This is a genomic window from Endozoicomonas sp. PH6C, assembly GCF_059322965.1.
Map to the genome: position 1 here is coordinate 2,157,688 of NZ_CP185342.1, position 23,872 is coordinate 2,181,559.

The following is a 23,872-nucleotide window of genomic DNA, read 5'->3' on the forward strand; positions in this document are numbered from 1 at the left end:
TTAGTCTTGACCAATCCTAGTCGAAGGTTGCGGAGTCGTCAGGTTCTGCATCGATCTTTGGCTTGCCGATGGGGTAAACGACGGGCTCTCACCACTGCGATTGCCTGACAGGGCGTTGAGTTCTTGAACCAGACGCTGGTAATTTCGGTTCAATTCGGTGTCATTCAGACTCGCTACCTCAGGTCGTTCACTCTCGGCTCCACCTGTGTCAGCGTCGTCTTTCTTACCTCCAGCCAGGCTGCCCAGGTAATTCACCAGCTGTTGCTCCTTGCGAATGATCCTGACCAGTAAGGACTGGGTTCCGTTGCCTGCTTCCTCAGCGGCCAATGCACCTTCTTCACTGCTCTCACTCAGTGAGCGCCTGCCACGTGACTGTGGGCTGTCCACTTTTGCAAACACCTCGCTCATGCTGAGCACCTTGTTATTGACGATCAGGCGCTCTATGGTCTCGCCTCCCTCACTGAAAAAATTTTGCACCCGAAGGCTCTGGGTGGCATTGATCGGCCTGGTGCTATTTTCACTGTTTTTCAGCAGGTTATGATTAGGCCTGACAGTCAGGATAAGATCCTCGTCCGACTTTTGATAGCGCAATCTCTGGCAGTCATGGGTATTAATTTCGAGCTGGTCAGCCGTGCCTGTGGCGTTTGCCAGAAGCCATTGGTCAGTGTCAGAGAAGTCATCGCCAGCAAAGTGGTAAACGGTGCTTTTTTCATCTATCAGGTACTGATGTCCGGGGATGGTTTGCTTTGAAAGTGAATAACCCGACTCGAGTCGTTGAGCAATTTTTACCTTGTCATCGAGAATGCTGTCATCCAGTTCCAGGCTGTCTGGCCAGCCATTGGCGTAGATACGGTCAGGGTCCTGCCAAGTACCTATTCTCACCAGGGGATCGGCACCGGACGCCATCATTTTTATCCCTTCAGGCGACGGCAGACGCCGGTTGATGATGAGTTTGTCAGCGGCATAACAGTTCAGCGTCCGAATTTTCCTGGCTGGCTTGAAGGCCCGGGTTGCCAGAGCAATCTGGCCATTCCGGTAGATGGTTAGAAAACCACTGTCATTTATAGTCATGACCAGATGCAGGTTGGGGGAGGTAAAAAATGGCCTGACCCTTCGATGGAAGACGCTGGCAGCCTCCGTTAGCCTGATCTCCAGTTTCCCGGGTTTCAGACTCAGGCTGATGACATCAGAGCCGTCAGCCCCGGCAAAATGAATCAGTGTGCTTCCGGCCTGTGTTCGCCTACCCAGCGGCAGGCCCCGGCGAATCCAGGCTGCCAGGATAAAACTGCCGCCGGTGACCGGAGGAGGCACCAGGCGGGATAAGCCCGCTGGGCAGCGAGTCTGGTCACCGCTGTTAGGAGCATTGCGTAGATCCAGCGAACGCCAGCTGGCTGCCTGCACATCCGCAAGGCTGACACCAGCCATTCGAACACGGTTAAACGAAAAGGGAGCAAAAAACAGCTTCACGGCGCGGTTTTCCCAGCCGCTTTCCCTGCCACTATCCCTGCCACTATCCTTTAAATCCCCCAGCTCCAGACTGACAAGGTTATTGCCAGGACCGGGGTGAACACTGGCACCACTGCTTTTGAGGTGGAAAATATCATTTCCCGACTCCCCGAACAGCCCAGCTCCCGGCTTGACAGCACCCGAGAAGAAAAACACGTCATCACCTGGCCCGCCATGCACCGGTGCGGTGATATTGCCAAGCTGATAAGTGCTATCCAGTCGTTTATCCACAGTCAGCTCGGCGTGATAGTAGTCTCGAAGGTTTTTGCCGTTAAGCAGCCTGCTTTCGTTGTTGGCCGGATCAATGGTTGTCAGGCGCCAGATATGCCGTTCCAGGCTGTTGATAAAGTGCCCGGTGACCAAACTGCCATCTTCGCGCACACAGTGGGGAACGTGCCCTAAATCGATGCTGAAAAAGAAATGTCCGTCGTTGTTCACTTCCAGATGGGTATAATTCCCGGTCAGTCGCCAGTCCAGCTTTTCGGGTTGGACTCCGTGCAATATCAGGCTATTTCCGTTGTCCCGGTCGACGATCCGGGTGCCATTGGCCTGTGGATAAATAACGTAAATATCCGGGCCCAGGTTGCCGGAAAGCAGGTCAGGCCCCAGGTTTGCCACCATTCGGTCAGCCTCCCGGCTGCCATAATGCCTGTTGTATCCGGGTCCCCCTATAGTGGAGGAGATTGAACTGTTGCTCTTGATGCGGGGAGAGGAAATTCTGAAAGTATCATTGCCACCTCCGCCATCAACGGTAATACCGGCAAGGGCCGGAATGTTGAACATATCGCCGGAATCGGGGCCCTTGAAAATCTCAAAATTACTGATAGCTGTCGACCATGTTTCGAAAATGCCCTTGGATTTGGGTTTGGGTTTGGGCGACCTTTCCGTAAAAGACATATGACCTTTGACGTTTTTATCAGGAGGGCAGGATCCCGAATCGCTTGCATAACAGGCAAAGCTCACTGCTTTTTTTCTTAAAGACAGATTGAGCCGGACAAAATGCGGCTCGATGGTCATCTGGCTGAAATCTATCGTGTCGGTGCCCGGACCACCGTTTAAATGGGTGACCTTCGGCTGCTCCAGAAGAAAAAGGTAGTCATCTCCTCCCCTGCCATTAAAACTGTACAGAGAACCTCTGGACACATAAATGTTATCTTTATCGTCACCGGAAAATTTTATCCTGCCCTTCCCGGTGTCCTCCAGGATAAAGTTCCTGACCGTTAAACTATTTCTCAGGTCGACAGATACACGACGACTGCTGGGCAAATCAAAGAGCAGTGTATTGGCACCGCTGCCGCCGTCCAGGGTAGTACCATTTTGCCAGCGGGCGTTAATGATGACCCGGTCGTTTCCGCCCCCCATGTGCACCTTGTCCAAACCGCCCCCGGTGCTGAAAATATCCGTACCATTGCTGCCAAAGTAGGTATCATCTCCCGAAGTCCCGTCAATCTGGCTGATGCCATTGAATAGGGTCTGGTGATAACGCCAGCTGTCCGTTTCCTTATTTCGCCATCGGGTCTGTGCGATCCCCCCCGTGACATTGACGCTCATCCCATCCAGCTCATACGTTGAGACGACCTTGATACTGAGATTCCTGGCGCTTTTGTGCAGGAGCCGGGCACCATAAAGTACGGCAGACTTGTCGTGTATTAGCCGATTGTGTCCCTTTCCGGCAGCCATCACGGTGGTATTGCCCATGCCGACAATAAACTGGTTGTTGCCACCCATATCCTTCAAAATGTCGCGCCCTCCCTTGCCAAGCAATATGTTATCCGTGGCGGGATTACCTGTTAGCCGATCATTGCCCGGACCACCGATAATGATAGGAACGCCAGAGTGTGAGTCTGAAGACAGGTCAAGGTGAGCACCCGGTAGGATCGCAGAGCTGGTAAACGGCCTGGAGGCTTCACATAGCTTAAGAAAAGTCGTATTCCTGTGAAAGGTATGATGTATCTCCAACATGCTCAAGGCTTTCGCCACTGGCTGACCGGGAAACATTTCGTCCCATTGTTTTGAGACCGGTTTTATTTCTGATACCTTATGGCGGCCAAGATGCTGCCTGCGACCGTCTGCACGGGTGTTAACCAATTTTAAAGTCAGTGTGTGATTTGCTTTAAAAGCGATAATGGCATCTTCGTTCATGAAGGACATGACCCGCTTCTTCACTTCCGGGATTACGCCTTCAAAGAGCACCTGTTGTTGGTTCGGCTTCAGGGTCAGCTTGCGTAAAGGACCAGTACGCGGGTTGCAACTGGGAGAGTCGAAACGAAACTCAATACCCAGGCTGATATTATTACTTTCCTCACTGCTAATGCGGTGCAGGCCGGCGCCCAGGTTTTTTCCTTCGTTAGCCAGGCTCTCCAGCTCAGTCTTGTCAGGCCACTGGAATTCACCTAAAGGTTTTCCGGGGTAGCGATTCAAAAATGCCAGCATCTGTGCTCTGGAAAAGGTATGGGTGTCCACTTCCCTGGTGACCTTGCAAACATCTTTTCCTGAATCAAAACCAGTTAGGGTCGTGTTGCCCAGCTTCATCACATCCCCGTCAATGAACTGCCAGCGGCCCGTTTTGGCCAAATCCTCCCGGTACCAGTGGGTATTAACCTGGCTGACTGTGACAGACGGGATATTGGGGGTGTTAAAGTCCAGAGTGACGTTAGCATTGGGGTTCTGTTTGCTGAAAACCAGATCCATGCGCTCGCTGAACGGGTTGACTGTCAGGCTGGCCAGCTGTTTGTGCTGCCGGATGCACCCGGCACCAAATCGTCCCCAGCGGATGACCAGGACCGGCCATTTTCCTGTCGAAGGTTCCTGAGGTTTGTGGACGTAAAATTGTTGGTTAACAAGGTTGTTGCCACTCACCCTGATTGAGTCGGCATGAATGCCCGTGTGAACCTTGTGGTGACCATCGCCCAGTAGCACGGAGTTAAAACCGCTTCTCAGCCAGACAGACGTCTTTCCGCCGTTAGTGATGACCGTGTCGTTACCACCTCCGGCGTCCAGGATATTGGTGCCACCGGTGGTCATGAAAACCGTATTCTCATGGTTTCCTTTGATCCTGTCATCCTGGGGGGAGTCCTGTATGACCTCGACACCGGTCACCACCTCTCCCGATGACGGATCCCGGTTGGTCATATCCAGCCAAAGATTTTCCTTTCGAACCACGTAGGAAATGGTGTCTGTGCCGGGGCCACCGTGCACCGCATTTTGATCGCTCAACACCGCCCGGTCATTGCCCGCCCCCAGTTTTATTACGTCTGTGCCATTGCTGGCATAGACAAAATCGTCACCACCTCGCGCATTCACTATGTTGTTACTATTTTCATCGCCCCTGAGATAAATGTTATTGCGCTGGTCAGTCCCGTAAACTTCTGAGCCGTCTTCGGAACCCACCAGATTTTCCATACCCTGAACAAGGCCCCCGGTCACCAGGCAGTCCAGGAGGGTGGCGAAGAATTTAATGGCTTTGTTACTTTCACTGGCCCTGAGCAGGCTGTCCTTTTTGAAAAACAACAGGGAACGGTCGGCTTTCATCACGAAAACGCCTTTGAGCGAAAAATAGAGGTGAACTTGCTCTCGCGCGCTGCCGTACGGAACTTTGCCGAGGTAAAAGTAAGGCTGCCTACCGTAAATATCAGAAATTCGATTGATGCCTGTGTGACTGGCGTCGGGTCTGAGCTGGTTCATCAATTCCTTAGTCATCGATGACTTAGCGAAAGGCCATACATGAAAAACATCGAAAACGGATTTTTTGCCTGTTTCCTGGCTATCCGGGTGGTCGCGGTCCAACCCCTGAAAGTCGAGATAACGATAAAAACGGTTAAGCCAGTTTCCGTTTTTCAAGTCAACCCAGACTAATGGCTTAGAGTAATCATGACGGTAGTGAAACTTGATACCCGAGGTTTTAGATGATTGCTCACCGAGCCCCAAGGTATAACGACCAACACTATAGTGAGCCGTGAAATTGCCTATTATTGGTCCCTGGCTGAAAACAGGAAGCGAGAAGCTGGGCAGGACAAGCGTATCATCTCCGGGTCCGCCAAAAAGCCGTGCATAGCCTAACCCCGGCGAAAGACGGTCATTACCTGTACCACCGTATTGGTCGACTGCGCCGAGCTTGTCAATAAGCCGGTCATCACCCGAGTCGCCATACTGGGATTTGCCGTAATAAATCTGATCGTTTCCTGGCCCGCCATAGCCAATGCCACCGATCTTTGACAGGTAGAGAGTGTCGTCCCCGTATCCCCCATAAGCCTTACCTGAGTGCCCAATCCAGATAACATCATTGCCACTGTCACCGTGACCCGTACCTGATTTTTCAATCCGGATAATGTCGTTGCCACTGCCCCCGTAAGCAGTACCCGTCTTTTCAATCCGGAGAACGTCATCACCACTGTCCCCGTGGGCAGAACCTGACTTTTCAATCCGTATATCGTCATTGCCACTGCCCCCTTTTGCCACGCCTTTTTTCAGGATCAGCCGGTCGTTGCCTGTACCGCCATACAGCTCTCCCTCGTTAATGATCAGGATGTCATCACCACCCAGCCCATAAAACACCTTGAACCCTTTCTCGGCGTACATGGTGTCCGTCAGCGACGTTCCTCTTGTGGTTCGCCTTTCGTTGGTAAAATCATTAAGGGCAAGCCCTTTGTCTCCTTTGCTACCATCCAAAAACCGGAGAAAGGATTTCTTCAACGTCTCAAGGTTCTCCTTGTAATTATCCTGGTCAAGCCAACCCGTGGCATCCTGGTGGAGCACAAAATACCGGTAGCCCTGTTTCTCAAAGTGAGCGGCCTGTTCATTAAGATATTCCTTGAATTTATCGCTCTCCAGTACAACGCTGAAATCCTCCCTGGCGTTGGGAGGCGGCGCCAGGGCGGCCAGGGCCGTTTGCAGAAAACCCAGCAGTTGACTGATTACGTCCACAATAATACCCAGCTTTGGATTGATGAAGTCCAGCGCTGTACTGAGAACATCAAGGCCAATGGTAATGGCATCCAAAGCGGCCATTGCACCAAAAATAGCCGCCCGTTTATGGTTGCCAGATTTTCTTGCCGCATCGGCGCTGCTGGCATTGGAGACCAGTGAAGAAGCGCCAAGCATCACCGAAACGACACCGCCTATAACGGGTATCGCCCTGGCCACATTTCGTGACACTTTCGGGCCCAGCTTTAACGCGACGCCAATGGCCCCTACCGGATTGTTGGTCTTGACCAGGGTTTTGCTCAGCGCCCAGTTAGCGCTCATGGTAATGCCGTAGACCGAATTGACGGTGCCCAGGCTCGCACTTGCATAGGCCATGTTCCTGGCCCCAGCAGGCATCTCGTCTCCGTATTTTGCCAGGTTATTCAGTGACACCGAGGCCATGGCCAGGCCATAGACGGAACTTGCTCCGCCGAACATCACCCTGCCCGCATTGAATTTTGTACTGCGATCCAGCTTATCCAGCATGCGCATGAACTTCCCTTGCACTTTTTTCGACCCGCCTCCCAGCCTGTTGTCACCCGGGCTGCCGGGCTCAGGGCCATCCTCGACCTGGCCTTTTCGGGTCCGCAGGCTCGCCATGAACTCCGGGTTGCCAAGCAGCTGTTGCTTGACAAAGCGGGTGTCGTCGACACTGTAGCCCGAGTCATTGAGCAAAGTGGCCACCCGATCAATGACTTGCTCCGGACTCAGCTCCTGCTTTTGCGCCAGTGTCTGTCGTAAGAGTTCAAGAAGCTCCTTGCGCAACGCCGGGCTGTCCATAATGTCTTCGGTGACCACCGCCGCAAAACGTCCCTGTTCCAGCAGCAGGAAGGCGTCTGCCAGCAACCCCTTGTCACCGGCACTCTGTTTGACATGGGTGAAGCGATCACTGGCTTCAATAGCATCCAGGTGACTGCTGACCCGGTCTATCAGGGCCATCGCGGTCTTGACCGGTCCGGAGCCGTCGCACAGCACGCAGTTTGCATCAGGCAGTCTTGTGGCCTGACCGGCTGGCAAACCGGTCTTGTCCAGTGCCTGCAAGGTCCTCCTAAAATCACGCTCGGTGATATCAACCAGCTCAGCCATCTGGCCAAAATCAATATCACGCCTGAGTGCGGCAACGCCGTCGGCGACGTTCTGGCGAATCTTTCTGGCCAGATTAAGGGCTCCGGAGGAGCCCTCCCGCTTGAGTCCGTTCGCCAGCCCGATAAAGCTGGTCAGACGTTCCAGCAGGCCGGAGAGTGCCAGCTTGCCTTCCTTAACCGTGAACTCGCTGACCAGCGACTCTGGTGACAGGCTTTCCACACCCTTTGGCAATCGGATTCGCTTCTGATGCAGGGCCAGGAATGTTTTTGCCTGATCCTCCGGTTTCCGGGCTTCCCATGCCTGCAGCAGAGCCATTGCTGCGGCGGCGGTCAGCGGGCTGTCAGGGTCACCATTGCCCAGCATCAGCGTGCCTTGGGCAGGCATCAGGTAGGAGGCATCGGCGGTGATTGAGGGATTGGTCAGCACCCGAATATTCAGGTCGCCAGAGGTCAGTGAAAATTCCTTTTTCCCGGTCAGGTTCAGCAGCCCGTTGAGCCGCTGATAAAGCCCGGTAGAAATCGTTTCAGGCAGAGAACCCAGGGCGCTGACCTCTGCCGCAAGTAACTTCCCGGCGATGGTTTCAGCCAGACCTGCCGGGATGGCTGACTGCCGGGCATAGTGCAGGAAACCATCGGCAAACTGCTGCCGGGTGACATGGTCCATCTTGTCAATAACGCCATTGACCTGGCCGGTCATGTTAATGTCCTTCAGTTCACTAAAAGCCTCATAATGGCGTGCCAGCTGTGACAGGTAAGCCTGAGTGGCTGCAGCGTTTTTGCCCGGATTAAGAGGCCGCCATAACAGCCTCTTCAGGCCATCCTGTGACTGGGGTGACATGAACGGGAAAGGATTGCCCGGGCCCGCCGGAGTTATTTTCAGATAACGCCTTTTACCATCCGCCATAACCGCATAACGAGGGCTGCTGGCGAAGGTTTCAATGATCTGATCCTGCCCCGCTAAAGCCTGCACAGACGTGGGCTCTTTACCCCGGGCGTCCGGTTGTTGATTAACAGGCAACTGGAACGGCCTTCCGACGCGCCGTCGCAGTGCTACCGCCTTACGGAATACGGTGTCCACATCTTGCTTCAGATTGGCCAGCAGGCCAGTGTCAAAAGACTTCCAGCCGAGTCCCCGGGCAACAAAAGTGCAGGCTTTTTCCAATGCGACGAGAGTGGATATCCTCGGACTCTCTGGCGTATTTATCTCCAACCAAAGATCAACGTACATCAGTTTTGCGATGTCATCGATATCGCCGTCAGGCAGTATGGTCGTTACCGCATCGGTCACTCCCAAGTGTATCCGGCTGGCTGGCTGGCCGGTGTCACCCAGAACCTGCTCCATCTTCCAGTAGATAAAATGAACCAGCAGTGACTTCAGGTAAGTGCTGGCAACGACTTTTAGTCTGAAATGCTTTTTAGCGACCTCTATCTGTTGGGACAGGAAATTTTCTGCCGCCGCCCGACTTAACCCCAGCAGTCTGGCGTCGAGCAGGGATTCTATACCGGAACCGACGCTCCAGAGGGCCCGGTAATCCACGTTGACCAGCTTGGAGGTGGAGGGCAAGGCCTTGTAGGAGGCAATGGTATTATCAGAGCCATCTGGAACCAGGGGCGGCGCTGAGGATTGTTTATCATTGACAACCTCGTTGAAAAGTTTTTTCTCACGGTCACTGGCTGTAATTTCCCCTTTAGCAAGGCTATCCCTTATTGCCTGAATCCTGGTCTTATCATGCAACTCTAAATACGCCAATGCCCGGCGATAATCGGCTTTCGTACCTTTGGCTAACAGCAGGTTATGATGGCCTGCGACCAGTTGCCGATAGAGGCTTGTGCCTGAAGGGTCAACCGCCAGAGTCAGTGCGTATTGACGGGTCAGTCCCAAGGGACGCGACTCCTTGTCAGGCAGTGTCGCGGTGTTGATCCCGAACTGCTGGCGCACCTGCTGGCGCAAGGCTGTCAGCGACCCTCCACCACCTTCAAGGGCCTTCAACAGACTGGCACCCACCAGGTTGGTCAGGGTTTCCCGGAAAATAAATGGCCTGTTCCTGTTCTTCGTGCCCAGCAATAACAGGGCGTGGGCACTGTTTTCCTCACTCACCTCGACACGACTGTCCACCAACGGCCAGAGCGGCCTGGGGCTGATTTTTATTTTAAAAGGGCTAATATCGGCAATGCCTGCATCCCTGACGGGTTGCACCAGCGCCTGAAGAAGCTGCGATAGACGAGGCTCCCCCATCCCCCGGGCAATGAACTGAATGTCGTTCTGTAATTGCTCTTTGCCAATTCTGCCCTTGCGTTGCAGCTTGCGATAAAACTCCATGTGGACAACCAGCCTGATCGGCAAAAGACGGTCTGGCCAGCCATCAGGAAGCTGGAGGCGAAAGACCTGCTTGCGGTCGCCTTCGCTGTGAGTCAGGGTGTAGCCGGGCCCCCGGTTGGAAAAAGCCAGGTCATCCCGGCGACCCAGCGTGAACGTTTTTTGCCCGTCCTTGGTTTGAACCTGAGCCTGGTAACGGCCCAACCCGGTATCGAGGGTGAAAGCCGGGGGCTCCCAGCCGGGTCCCGGAAGCAATGGCGGATTTTTTTGCAGGAGATCAAGCCATTTATTGGCCCGCAGGGCATCCGCCCGCAACCCGGCTGGGTCTGTGGGTTCCAGCCCCCTGAGCCGCCGGTGAAAAAAATACTCTGCCAGCAGCGACTCACCGTCGGTCAGGGATGGCTTTTTGAGCACATCAACAAGGGTGTCGTCCAGGTTGTTGACCTGCTGTGGGGACAGTGATAACAGAGTACGCTTGATCGCGTCCCGGTAATAGTCGGGGTCGGTAACTGCTGGAGCCCAACCAAGCTCGGTCCTTAAAGCAGCGACAGCCTGCGGGCTGTCAGGTGACTCCTGTCTCAACAGGGCCAGCAAACCGCTAAGCTCATCGCCTGCCGGAGCGGACAGGGGGCCGTTCTGGCTTTCAATAGCAATGAGAGGCTGATCATTCAGCCGGGTGACCGGTTGCCGCCCGGTGCTGGTCAGGGCAAGGGTTTTTCGGTTACCAGTGGTGACCGGTACATTGCCGCGGGAATCCGCAGCGAGGGGAAGTTGTCCGGGGTCAGCCCATTCCTTGCGCACGGCCTGTGCGTCCGTAAGAACCGCCTCTGCACGGCTTAGCCAGCGCAATAATCCCTGTTGTTCTGCCGCTGTGAAGGCGATGCCCCGTCGGTCTTTCAGAGCATCGGTCAACACCTTTTCAAGCTGCCCGGCGAGGTTGTTGATCCCGGCCAGTGCTTTCAGCTCACTGTCATCAAGCACGGCTGTGACCACGTCCGCCGGATCAGCCAGCAGTGCAGGCTGCGATGTCACCATGCGCTGGCTGACCAGCCCACTCCAGGCCAGCTGCGTTAACAGTGAGCGGAGGTTTCCCAGCCCTGCACGACCAGCGTCGGATAACCGGTCAACCCGTTGGTTGCAATGGTACTGAACCCGCTGAAACAGTAGCCGGGTTTCCATATCCCCCAGCAGCCGGCCAAAGCCGGACAGAGGCTCAGCAATGGCTTGATAGGCAATGCGGACCCGATGGCGGTTTTTCACAGTCGTTATCCCGCCCGCTGAGGTGACCTCCTGAACAGGGGTATGGGCTGATGCCGTGGCCAGCACAGGCAGCAGGCCATACTGCTTACGAAGCTGGTTTTCCAGTTGCAGCAGCGTCTGGTCACTGGTGATTTTGGTTCCCTGCAACCAGCTCATGGCGATGGCTGGTGAGTTCGTCTGGTCAGTACTGGTCAGTGCTGCCCGACATAAATCCTTCAGGACAGAGGCCAATGCCCCCAGGTAATTACTGGTGGAACTGCGTTGCCCGGTCAACACCGCCGGGTCAACCTTCAGCACCACAAGCCGGTTGCCACTGGTGTCCCCGCTGTCCCCGGAGCGATAGGGTACCACCCGGTCAGCAAGAGCCTGTTTGCCGAACCTGATCACCAGCCTGAGAGGGGCAGGGGGCTTCATACCGGGCAGCAGCTGACTGTCCAGCTCAGTCATAGTGGCGGGTTTGATGAAGCTGCCGGGGAACCCCAGGGCATTGACCAGACGCTGTCCGGCGGAGCTGGCAACAAAGACTCTCAGTTCTGACAAGAGCCGTTCGGCCTGATTCGCCAGTTTCTGGCCGGGGCGGTAGTCGGCAGGAAGGATCACAGCTATCCTGTCGTCTGTGCCCGTCAGCGTCCGTAGCTCGGAACTGCTTGCTGACAGCCAGTGGCGGGCGGCGGCTAACTGATCCTTCAGCGATTCCTTCGGGGTGAGTTTGAATAGCCCGTTTGTCCCTGCGGCGGCGTCGTCCAGTTTCACGCCATAAATCGTCTTTCCATGGTCGTTTTTTTCCAGTACCGGAATAAGGGTTTTACTGTTACTGTCGTACGACGCTAACAGCTTATCTCCGGATTGCAAACTCACTGCCCGGTAGTGACCGTCAGCTTCCGAAATCAGCTGATAAACCTTGCCATCGGAACGCCTGACCGCCACCGACGTGGTGGCCAATGTTGGGTCTGAAAACACCCGCTCAGCTGGGGAGTCGTTGCTATCGTGGATGCTGTCATAAACGGAAGCCTGGCCCAGGGGGGTGGCAGTGATATCCTTGTCTGAGCGCCTGAGCACCCGGTACAGCTCATCGTTGTGGTTAAGGAACTCAACTTTGTAATAAGGTTTGTTGGTATCGGTGTTACTGATATCCGTGCTGTCAATGTCCAAAAAGGGGCGGTCCGCCAGATTTTCTGCTGATAGCAGGCGAGTTCTGCACCCGTCGACCCCACGTCGGCAGCGTTTGTTGTCTTGCGCCTCAGGGTCCCAGATGACAATCCTCAACTTCCTGCCACCGTCGTTGTCACTGTCACTGTCACTGTCACTGTCGCTGTCAGTCTCAATCAGCCAGTACGCCGATGAAGCAAACCCGCTGGCATTGGTTGGGGCCTGCGAATCGGGCGTTGTTTTAAGTGTGTCTACGTAGTCAATCAGTTCCCACTGGTGAGGGGCCTGCTGCGTCAGAACATCCTTCAGTAATTTGATCTGCTGATCAGTGAAAGCCTTCCTGAACAGGGTTCTTTCACCATCAGGCAGGTCGCGCTCAAACTCATAGAGTGCTCTGGTAAAGGTTTGAATACTCTGGTCATTCTGATGCCCCTGAATCCACTCAAAGAGCGCTTCAAGTCTCAATGATAATGATTCAGACTTCTGATTGAACAGCCATGTCACCTCTTGTTTAATTTGTTCCCGAGTGATGGATGATCCAGCGGGGTCAGGATAAAGTGCAATTGAATCCCGGTTCATTGCCGCAGGCAGGAAATCCCATTGCCGGACAGAATCATAACCAATAGTGTTGCCCAGTTGACCCAGTCGCCCGGCTTCCTCAGGCCAGCCAGACTGGAACAGGGCAGTATCAACAGCCTCTACACTCTTGGCCAGACCTATGGCGTAAAACATGCTGACGACTGAGTCAAATAATCCGTGTCTTAGCGAAGGGTTATCCTTCATCCCAAGCTCAATAGTTACAGCGCTATCACCGACCTGCAACCGGGACGCCTGCAAGATAATATGGGGATTTAACTGCCAGTGAACAGGTAGGCCGACACTGAGGTCAAGCGAGTGCTGCTGTTGGAATCGCTGGCGATAGATGTCCGGTGAAAAATCACTGAAAATTCTAATAAACCGCTCGACATCATGCTGGTAACGGTAGCGGTAGGGATCCAGCTGGCTGTTCCGCAAGGCCTGTCGGTACAGTCTTTCGTTGTGGTGTGTATCCAGAAATGCCCCTGGGAACTGGCTGCTGTGTGAACTGGCCGACAATAGCATCCATTGCGGATACGGTTTGCGTGATGGCTGTTGAGTCAACAGTCCGGTCACTGGCTCCAGAGAGTCAGCCAGGACAGGCATAATCCCCGCGTCGGTCACCAGCTTGAAGCGATGGCTTCCATCTGCGAGGGGTTGCACACTCCTGATGCGAAAAGCCGGCGGTGTCCCGGCTTGATCATCCTGACTGATCTGCCTGTTCACCTCAGCCAGCTGGATTTTGGTAAGAACACGGGCCAGCTGCTTAATATCTTCCTCCGGATACTGCAAGCGATATTGACCCAAGGCTTCCACCACTGCGAAACGCTGCAATTGGGGCAATGAGGAAAAGTGTTCCGAAAACCACGGCCAGCCGGCTTTACCCACACTGGACATCGCCAGTTCAAGAAACGCACGGGTAATTTCCGGATCATGGCCAAGCCGGTCTGGTTGCAAAGCCAGCCTGAGGCGGCTCTGGAGGTTATCGGGGGTTGCCGGGGTTCCCGGAAACAGGCGTTTCACCATGCCGGTTTGACCCGGCAGGGCCAGGTCCAGAAGATAATGGCCATCGGCGTTTTTGGCGACAGGTCGCGCTGTGCGGTCTGCTGACATCCGGCCAGTCCAGAGTTCCCTGGATTTTTGGTTATCCTTCAGGGGCAGCGAGTACTCGTCCGGCAGCGTGCCGGGCAGCAGCCCGGCGCCGTTGGCAAGGCGGTAATCCAGAGCCATCCCCAGCAGGTCTCTGATCCTGACGCTTGCCTGCAGGTCCGGGGTATCCCGCTGGGCCAGGACAGTGAGCTTCGCTGCCAGTTCTTTGCTGACCTGTTGCAGGCCAACGCGCTTAATGTAGCCACTGAGTGCGGCAACGGCACTGTCGGAAAGGTAGGTATGGATATAATCTGCCAGCCTTATTCCCGGAAACAGGGGTTTTTCGTGAGAGTCGTCGTCCCCCGACAGCCGGAACAATAACAGGGTAAATAGCGATTTTAACTGAGCATGGATTGCCTTGTTATCGCCTGAGGCCGGGGGGATAACCGCTGTCGCGATAACTCTGGCTGACTTCAGGCTGGCCAGCAGCCTTTCTCCTTCAGGGCTGTCACTGTCAGCAAACAGTGCCGCGAACACCGGCGTATCCAGATTCTCAAAGGGAAACCTCAGGATGATTCCGGTGTCTGCCCCGCCGGTGGTTTTTGTCCAGTCAATGGACTGCCCTTCAGGGTTCCCATAAAAGTCGGCTTCCAGAGAAAGTCTGTGGGTGTCCAGTTCATCCAGAGACAACGGGGCCGATAGCCATTGCAATCCCGGTTGACCTTCGGCACCAAGCCATTTCAGAGTCGTCAATGGTGAGCCATTGACCTTTGTCGGACTCTCGTGCATTGTGCTGTCCGATCCGGCAGGTCTGGGAACAGTGTCGGTTATCTTTTCAAGGATGATCCGGCCCGATGCGCTGTCTTTTATCACCGTCCCGATGTCGGTAAGCTGCACCAGTGGAGCAGGCCCCGTTTGCACCTTGCTGTTACTGTCTTGGGGGGCTTGCTGGTCTGGCAAAGCAGCCAGTGTCAGTCCTTTGCTCAGGCCATAACTGCGGCCAGTGATGATTGCTGATAACCCCCAGGTCGCCCGCAATGCTTTTTGGGCCTGCTTGAGCACTGCGACATCGGGATGATTTAACAGGGCTATGGCGAACAGCTTTCCTATGGAAACCGCTTTACGGTGTTCAAGCAGCGAGTCTTTTGTACCCACTGTCAGGGTCAGCGGATTGTTATTCAGGCGACTCTGGTACGAGTGCCATTGGGCGTTAAAGACAATCGTTATTTCCTGAAACACACGACTCAGAGAGATTCCGTACCCGGACAGTATCTCCCCCGATTTAAGCACCGGTATAATAAAAGCTTTACCTTCATCAGCAGGAAACAAGTCCAGGATTGTATAAAACTCAATGGGCAGAAAAAGCTCTGCCAGCTGTTTCCGGCGGGCCTGATTGTCAGTGGTTGCTAAAGGAAGCCGTTGATCCTGGCTTACCCGCTGAAAATCCACCGGGACTATTTTTTGCAACTGCATTTTTTGCAACTGCGCCAGAGTGTCCCAGGCTGATCCTGCCGGCCCGCCGGTTATTGCCCTTAGATTGGCAGTCAGCAGCAACCGGGCCAATTTGTCCTGTTGGATTGTGTCCTGGGTTTCCTGCAGACGGTTGACGAAGGTGCGGATTACATGCTTGAGCCTGGCGTGGCTGAGTTGACCCAGACGGTCGAGGATGGACTGCTTCACCCAACGCTGGTAATCCGGAGTTTCGCTTTCAGATTTGACCAGGAATTGGGCTTTTGTTAAAAAAACCCCGTCAATCTCCGGGTCTGCTCCCAGTAACCCCGGGGTTTGAACGGACTTTATAATCGAAGTCGTGTAAGGCTCGGGAGGGGAAAAAGCCATGTTTTCGAGATTGGGCCAGAGTTTTCGAACCTCCATGGTACCGAGGAAATGCTCTTGACCCTCGTCATCGACATAATAAGTGACATCATGTCTTGAGAGTGGACTTATGACATCTATGTAACCCAGCTTCGGTCCTTTGTTTTCGCCTTGGGGTAATTCGAAATAACCTGAGAAATCACCAGGGGGGATAACCATCTTCCCATGTTCGACACGATGATCCAACAGGTCGGTGAACAGCAATTTTAACCTGACTTGCAATCGCTGTTTGGGAACCTTCCACGCCCTGCCAAGCCCTTCAGCCTCAGATCCCACCGTGGCCAGTTCATTGACCGTTTCCTGCAGCAACGAAGTAAAGGCCTGCCAGCCGTAATTCTGGATGGCTGACTTAAGTTGGGCGGCCTCCGAATCGGAGATGACAGTCATTAAAAAATCAGCGGTACCCAGTCTCAGTAATCCTCTTATTTTATTGATAGGGGTACCTGGAATATTCATTTTCCCCCTCATAAAATTGTCGGTTGAACTGTCTAATGCCTGCTTGTACAAATGCATGGTAAACATGGATTTCAGCAAGTCAGAATTCAGGTTCAGTCTTTCTGAAATGACAGAGGCCTTATACTGGCACCAATGAAAAACTTTCCTTAATATGTCTTTTGTCTTTGAGACAAAAAGATTGGGAATATAGGAGGTAATATCCCCAATCAAACCAAGATCGACCCCAATATTGACATGAATACGATAAGGCGGTATCTGTGCTTCTGCCGCTATCGCTGCCTCCATCATGTCAGGCAGCAATGAAACTTGACTGTTTCTATATTCATCAAGGGTGAGCAACCTGAAATCTTCTGAATTACCTCTGGGGTTATTGCCAAGTAGCTCGTCATTATAAGCCCTAACTAAATCGCCTACGGTATAACCACCCTCAGGTATTTTTCTTAAAACAGAGACCATTGTCTTGGTCGCCTGAAATAAAGCTGAGGATTCACTGAGATAAGCCGAGAGCGGTTTGGGCCCGGTAATGATTTCAATGATAGAGCGACCCTCATGGATATCCGTAGACAGGAGCATATCAGGATAATCAGGGTTAATAAGCTCATTAGCATTTGATTGACTGCGTGCAAGCAATTCGCCGTCTTCAGCATCCACTTTTGTGATGAGATTCTCTATTTCAAGACCGATCTGTCCTCTATAATCGTCCCGACGGGTCTCTGGAGTTTTGCTCTTTTTTTGTAATCCCTTAATGCCAAGTTCAGGCAGAATTCTTTTTCGAATAGTTTCAAAATCGCTGCTGACACCTTTCAGCCGATTTGATGCAACAATATAACCTGCTATCAGGCTTGATCTTGAGAAACTTTGATAGTGTCCAACCAGCATTTTATCTTCGGTGAAATACTGGCTCGGATCCACTTTCAGGATACAACCGGTATTATCAACCAGAACCGGCTGTGGCGTTTTTGTAGTGGATGGATCGGGAGGAGTAATGACCAGTAAGAGCCGGACAGAGTCGGGTATTTTGGCCTGGTCGAAGCCTGTCCCGAAAGAACCATCAATAACGCCCTGATTCACCAGAGCCCGGAGATCACCAAAGACCTGGCTCTGATCCTCTGCCAGGGTGTCGGAAAAAGCCTTGAATTCAGAGGTGGTTCTGAGCAATCGAAGGGTTTTGATAATCTCATTGCGTAATGAAAACAGTTGTTTGGAAGGAGTATTGTTTTCTGGATCATTGTTTTCAAGAACATTGTTTTCAAGAGCATTGTTTTCAAGAACATGTTTGATAAACCGGGCAGAGAACAAGATCGCGATCTTCGAAACCGAACCCTTATCGCCATAGGAATCCGGTGTCACTTCACTAATAATTCCGGGGCTGTTCTCCTTTATTTCACTGCTATAGACGTCCGTGTCATGAGAAAACGTTTTGCCTGAAGGGTTTTCAATATTAGCCAGATCTGCAAATAACCTTTTCTTGTTTCTGGCGGATAAACCAGATCTGGCTATTCGTTGTTTTAACATCTGGTAATCCGGGTCCTGCAACTGCAGTGCAGACCTCAGTTGTGAATCCCGCATCTGTTTCCAGAACTCTGCGTGTACTTTAACCAGACCTTCTGAAAAAGTACAAACAGAGCCCACCGGGGCTCTTGCAAGGTGACGAATAACGTTTCTGACCGAACGGGAGAGATTTCCTTCCTCAAACAATACCTCCAGTGCCTGCCGGAAATCATCTACAGTACCCTCGGCAAACTTAAGCCCATGGTCATTGCTATCAAGGACCAGTTCACGATAAAGCGGGTCGCCGGGATCCGGTAACCGCCGCATTGTCATACTGTTGTCAAAGCCGAACTCACCAAGAGGATCACTATAGAATTGTGTTTGCCATATCTCCGAAGCACTGTTGAGAATGTATGGGTTTGCCCCAATTAACCGCAGTTGCAGGAATAGAGCCATTCCGTAGGATTGGGTCATCACCCGGGCCAGGTTGGCATCAGACGAATAATGCTCTACATCCTTCAATCCAATCTGGAGGAAAGGCCCGGCTATTTCCCAATCCAGGACAATTACCCGACTGTCCGCGAGCAACCGGTCTTGTTCCGGGCGAACACTAATGGGCACCCTTCTTGCGACAAAACCAGTCTCTATCTCCCATTTGCGCCAGGCCAAAAGGGCATCGACGAATTCATTAGGTTTGCTGAAATAACGAAGCAAAGGCTTCAGCCTATCTAGGGTTCCATCCAGTTTGTACAGCTCACGCAGCTGAGAGCGATAGGCTCTGTGCTGGATGGTCGAGAAAAAAAGGGGTGAACGAGCCCCCAGAGTGGTTTGCGCGGTAAAACGCTGATGCTTGTCGACAGGTATCAAATCGTCGAGAAAAACCTTGCGATGACGGCTTCCTGAAGGTGGGAGCTCAACGATGAAGACCCTTTCGTCGGGGGCCAGGGCGAGTAATTCTGCGATCAGTAACCTCTCCTGGTGATCGGGTTTCTGATCAGTGTCCAGGGCTTTTTCTGCGTTGGTCACCAGACGAAGCAACAGTCTTCGTATCAGGCTTCGCAGAGCATCAGGCTCCGTGTCCATGTTAATGACTTCATTGGCCAGTGTGACTACATCAGCCAACGGCAGTTGGTCTATTTTTTCATCAAGCTGCTGTCCTGCCAGGGAGTCTGAGTGTTGGGTAAAGGCTGACTCAATGGTATTGATCAGTGTCCGGGCATCACGCGACCCAAGCGGACCAGAGGACTGAAGCATAGACAGGGTATTGCGCAGATTATCCGGAAAAGCCAGGCTCTTGCTCTCTGGCACGTCCACCAGAACATAAGTTTCACCCGAAAGGTCGGTGACAACAGGCAGGTACTTGTTGTGTTTGTCGCTATCAAACGCCTCGCCACTGGCCAGAGACACAGGATCAGTAAAACTGAAATCGCCATCAGGATCGTGCTTCAGCCTTTTGTTAATCCCAAGGGAAAGGCTTGCTTGCAGCGACTTTCTCTGTTCGCTCCTTTTTCTGGCGTTCAGTCTCAGTACTTTTTTGTCTGCTTGGTCCGTCAGATAGTGACCCAGCAAATCTTTCAGAGACTTGATATACCAATCGCTCAAGTCGGAAAAGTTAGTTTGTGACCGTCGGACCGAGAGGGCAAGCAGGTCATCTTTTTCGAATACTGAAGCTATCAGGTCAGGGCTGGAGATCCGGAACGGGTCTATGTCATTGCCACCAGGTGCGACAATGTCCTGCAAAGACCCAAGCAACAGGCGAGTAAACAATGCTGTCATCTCTTTGGATGGCGGGTTTGCGACTTTCCGGGCCAGTTGATACCCCGCCTGCTGGGTCCGGAAAAAATTCTCCCGGGCAAAGGGATCGCCATAGGCCACCAGACCCACCCCGGAAAACGGGTCACCGATTGAGTCTGCGCGGACAAAGGCGCTCATCTGACGTTTTTCTTGTGGCTGAAGCTCTTTTGAAGCCCCGGCCCGGGCAACAGGGAGTTCGACATCGGCAGTCGGCAAAGGCATCAACTGGTAAGGAGAAAGGTTATCACCGGTGTTTTGATAGAGTCGACGGTTGTAATCCTCAATCAGATCGGAGAGTTTCTGCCTGCCATTGTTTTCGATAATCGCTTCAAGCAGTAAACGTTTGGCTTGTTGGAAATCAGGGTCACTCTCTTTACCCAGACGAACATAATCCCTGCCGGTGGGCAAAACGGGCAAATTCCGGAGTTTTTTCACCACCCCTTCTGCAACCGGGAGCTTGCGGGTTATTAACTGCCCCTGGGCGTCTTTCTCAAGTACCAGCTTGACGTGAGGGTCTGACTGTGACCAGAGCACATCGCCGTCGGCGGGCAGCATGCCGGTCCATTTGCGCCCCAACTCATCCACCGCCACCAGGGCGTTACGGACAGTGATTCGTTTTGTCCGGATTGCAGCAAACAGAGTCCTGGCAAAACCTTCCACGGGGAAATGCTCCCCACCGGCATCCGCGCCACAACCCACCAGGCTGACCGTTTTGACAAACCGCTCACCGCTTATGCGCTTGATTACTTCGGCCAGTTGCTCAACTGTTTTCCCGCCCAGGAGAAACTTGTCGGAGCCGTCTCTTTCCCCCGGATCTCCCGGAACCTGACTGCCGTGGCCAACTACAATAATGCGGGTGTCGTCTTTAATAAAGTCAGCTTGCAATTCTTCAAGCTCAGTGTTGAAGCCTGTATCCGGGTCGAACAGGGTACCATCAGAATCCAGAATTATATGGCGGCTGAAATCGGGCTCGTATTTGTTTGCCAGATATAAGCTGGCTTTGGTTTCATTGTCGCTGTCATCCAGTTGCAGAATGACCTGGTTTTTGTAATGGCTGTCTTGCTCAGCGATCAGGGCATAACGCTGGGTTTTATCAGCATCGGGTACCCAGCTACTGGGACTTTCATCAGTATCGACACTGGTTAAATCAATCTTTGATAAAGGATTGATTCGCATGAAAGAGGATTGTTCGTCAAGATCATTAATGTCTTTTCTTGAAAAAAAAGTAGACATATAACTCCGGGTGATCTCTGTAAACACACGGGACCCGGATATATACATCGCCGATCTGGAATCACGCAGTATTCCATCTCTGCGATAATAAAAATAGGTGCTGGCAGTTTTTCTTGGAATATTTAATTCCCTACTGATTGATTTTACAAGTTTGTTTTTATCTGCATCGGAAATATCCAATGGTTTATCGATATGTAAACGTTCAATCAATTGATAACGTCTTAGGATATTTTGCTTAACTTCATTGAGAACCTCACTGTCAGGTGGCGCGATAATCAAGTTATTATTGGCGAATATGTTGTCTTCATACTTTAATCTTATTTCCACTGAACCAGGAATAACCCTGAGGGAATCCGGGAAGACAAAAAGAGGTTTTTCGCCGTGATTAGCTATGGCTTCTTCGATTGCTTTAACAAAATCAGGGTATTCTTCCCTTACTCTGTCATAGTATTTATCGCGTTCAGGATCAGGTGTCCTGTCAAAAAGCAGCTGCTCCGGCCCTTCCTGGGAAAGATAATTAAGAATTGCATGGTTAATGGGGTAAGCCGGACCGACCCAACCGCCGTCAAAGAAAAATTTTTCCGGAAAACTAATGTGCTTAAACAATTCCTTGTTAAAAGCAGGTAGAATATCAACATCCAAATAGACCCCCCCTCCTTGCTTATCTGTGGCTTGCTTATTTTTGGCAAGTACTTCCACTCTTACCAAATCTGATGCAGCGGCTAAAATCCACCTGAGTGCAACTTCTTTCTGGTACCACTCTTTCAGGCTGGCTTGATCGTCTGTCTGCCAGAGTTGATTGATGTCTGCCAGCCTGAATTTAGCGGGTTCAGAGCTGCCCTTAAGCTTGGTTATCTCGTCCTCCAGCGCCTTGATTTGCTTCAGGCTTTCACTTTCTATTTTCTCTAATTCACTTCGATCCATACTCAAATGGTTGACTAAAAACGTCTTTGCCATGTCGTCGAAGGATTTACCCTCTGCGATGCCTTTTTTTATAGTGCTATAGGCCAGATCTTGCAGCTCATTCAAGCGTTCCACAAATTCATCCCTGACATTTTCTTTTTTCAGGAATGATGCGGGTATTTTCTCAGCGGCAACCGTTTTATGCATTTCCCGGGCAAGTACGTGGGCTAAAAACGCGTTCGGATCATACCAGAGCGTCATGGACCAGGAGGGAAACTGTGAAACCCAGATCTTTAGATAGTCTCCAACACCTTTTTTGAGCGGACCAATCCAGACAGTGTGAAACTCTTTAGGTACCTCAACCAAAGTATCCAGCAGGTACTGCTTTATTGTGGCGCTCAGGTAGGGGACTGCTCCTTCACCCACAAACGTTTTGGGCAGGTTTTCCTGCATCTGATAAACAAGGCCGTATTTTTCAAGGGCGGTTCCATCCGTGCGAAGAGATTGGTCAAATTGTTCAATTTTTTTCTCCAGCGACGCTAAATCATACGAACCAAGCATACCCAGACGGGGCTTCAGGCTGCGCTGGAACATCGCCAGAGTCGGTATTGCATCATCGGGATTGACGGGCCCCAGTAACCCGCTGTTCTGTGACAAAACATACGACATTTGTCGTAATCCCACAGAGCTTTCAGCGAGCAGGTCTTGTTCAGGCAAACGCTCAACTTTGACGCTCCCGTCACTCTTGCGCACTGCTTTCAGTTTGTCAGATTTGTCGGACAGTGACCAGGTTACCAGACCGGTATCCGAAAGCAGGCCAACCCAAAGGCGACCCCAGATATCGACTCTCAAAAGACCGTCCCGGGCAGTTACTGACGAGGTTTTTGTGGTTGTCAGGGTTTCTTTCAGATAATCGCTGACATGCCCATCGTTATCGATGCCTGAGCCAATCAGGTTGATGCTTTTAACCGGCGTATCACCGGTCAATTCATTGATTTTTTTAGACAGATCTGACGCGCTTTGACCGCTCAGGGTAAATGTCCCATCGCTGGATTTGCCCAGACCTACCACATGAATCCGGCTATCACCGTCCAGAAATCTGCGAATGTCGGCATTATTAACCTTTGCACCGGTCTCACCATCTGACCAATGATCGCTGCCAATGACCAGCCAACGGATTGAGTTGTAACTTTCTCTGGTTTGTTCTCTGGTTTGTTGGCGGTTTTTATATTTTTCAAACAGGTAGCGACTGGCCTTGCTAATTGGGTTAGCATCGCCAGGCTCCATCTGGATAACCAGTTGTTGACTGTATTGGCTATGCTTTTGTGGAGCGGTGTACACATAGCGTCTGATATCGTCTTCTTGGACCAGGCCAGCGACCGCTTCGCTGGCAATGGTAAAGCGTGCTCCGTCAGAAAGTTTAAGAGCATCAATTAAAGCTTCGAAGCCTGTCGTCCAATTCATTAAAACTTTGCTTTCCCTCAGAGCCTGATTACCATTGAAGACTTGATAGCCTTTCGTAAACCTTTGTACACCTCCGAATCGATAATAAGGTAATCTCCCATCAACCTTGTGACTGGTTACGTACAATTCTTTTTGTTGGGCATCTGGCCAATTTTTCAAGCGGTACAACTGAAATCGATCAATCTCTTCGTATTGTAATAAGAGCGTGTTAAGAGCAAACTGAATGCTTGGATTTTCTGGTTTTGCCGCAAAAAATAAACCCGGATTTTTTTTTGATGGCAGGTAGGTCTGATAGGGTATGAATTGAATTTTCTCTAAAGGCTTAAACAGTTGCGAGGGATCAGCAGCCGCCAGACGCCGCTCAATGTCGCTCTTCAACTTGGGGTATTTTTCACCTAACCAGGCGATATCGTCTGAAATCTTCTGTGTAATGGCGGGATCCTGGTTATCAGGAAGGAATTCTTTGCCAAGCCGCTGGACGACCAGCTGGGTCTGTACTGCCCTTACCCTGCTCCAATCCGCATTGCTGACGTTTGAATCATCAAGCCCCTTGAAAAGATCCTCATTAAATGCAGGCGTAAGCGACGTGTCAGAATAAACGCCACCAACACTGGCAATAATCCTCAGTTTTACCAGTGCATTAGCCGCAGGCTCATGATTACGCAACCCCAGTTCTCTGTAATAGTAATTTTCGGCATCCTTACCGTCTTTC

At 52.0% G+C, this 23,872-nt stretch carries 1 protein-coding gene (cut by a window edge); it reads right to left on the bottom strand.

Going from position 1 to position 23,872, the window contains the following annotated elements; genetic code table 11:
* Positions 1-23,872: the 3' portion of a TcdA/TcdB catalytic glycosyltransferase domain-containing protein gene (locus tag ACOMG9_RS08615; RefSeq protein ID WP_494530088.1), read on the bottom strand. The gene runs 3,656 nt beyond the window's last position; only the last 23,872 of its 27,528 coding nucleotides appear in the window; its start codon lies off the right edge, out of view; the stop codon is at positions 1-3.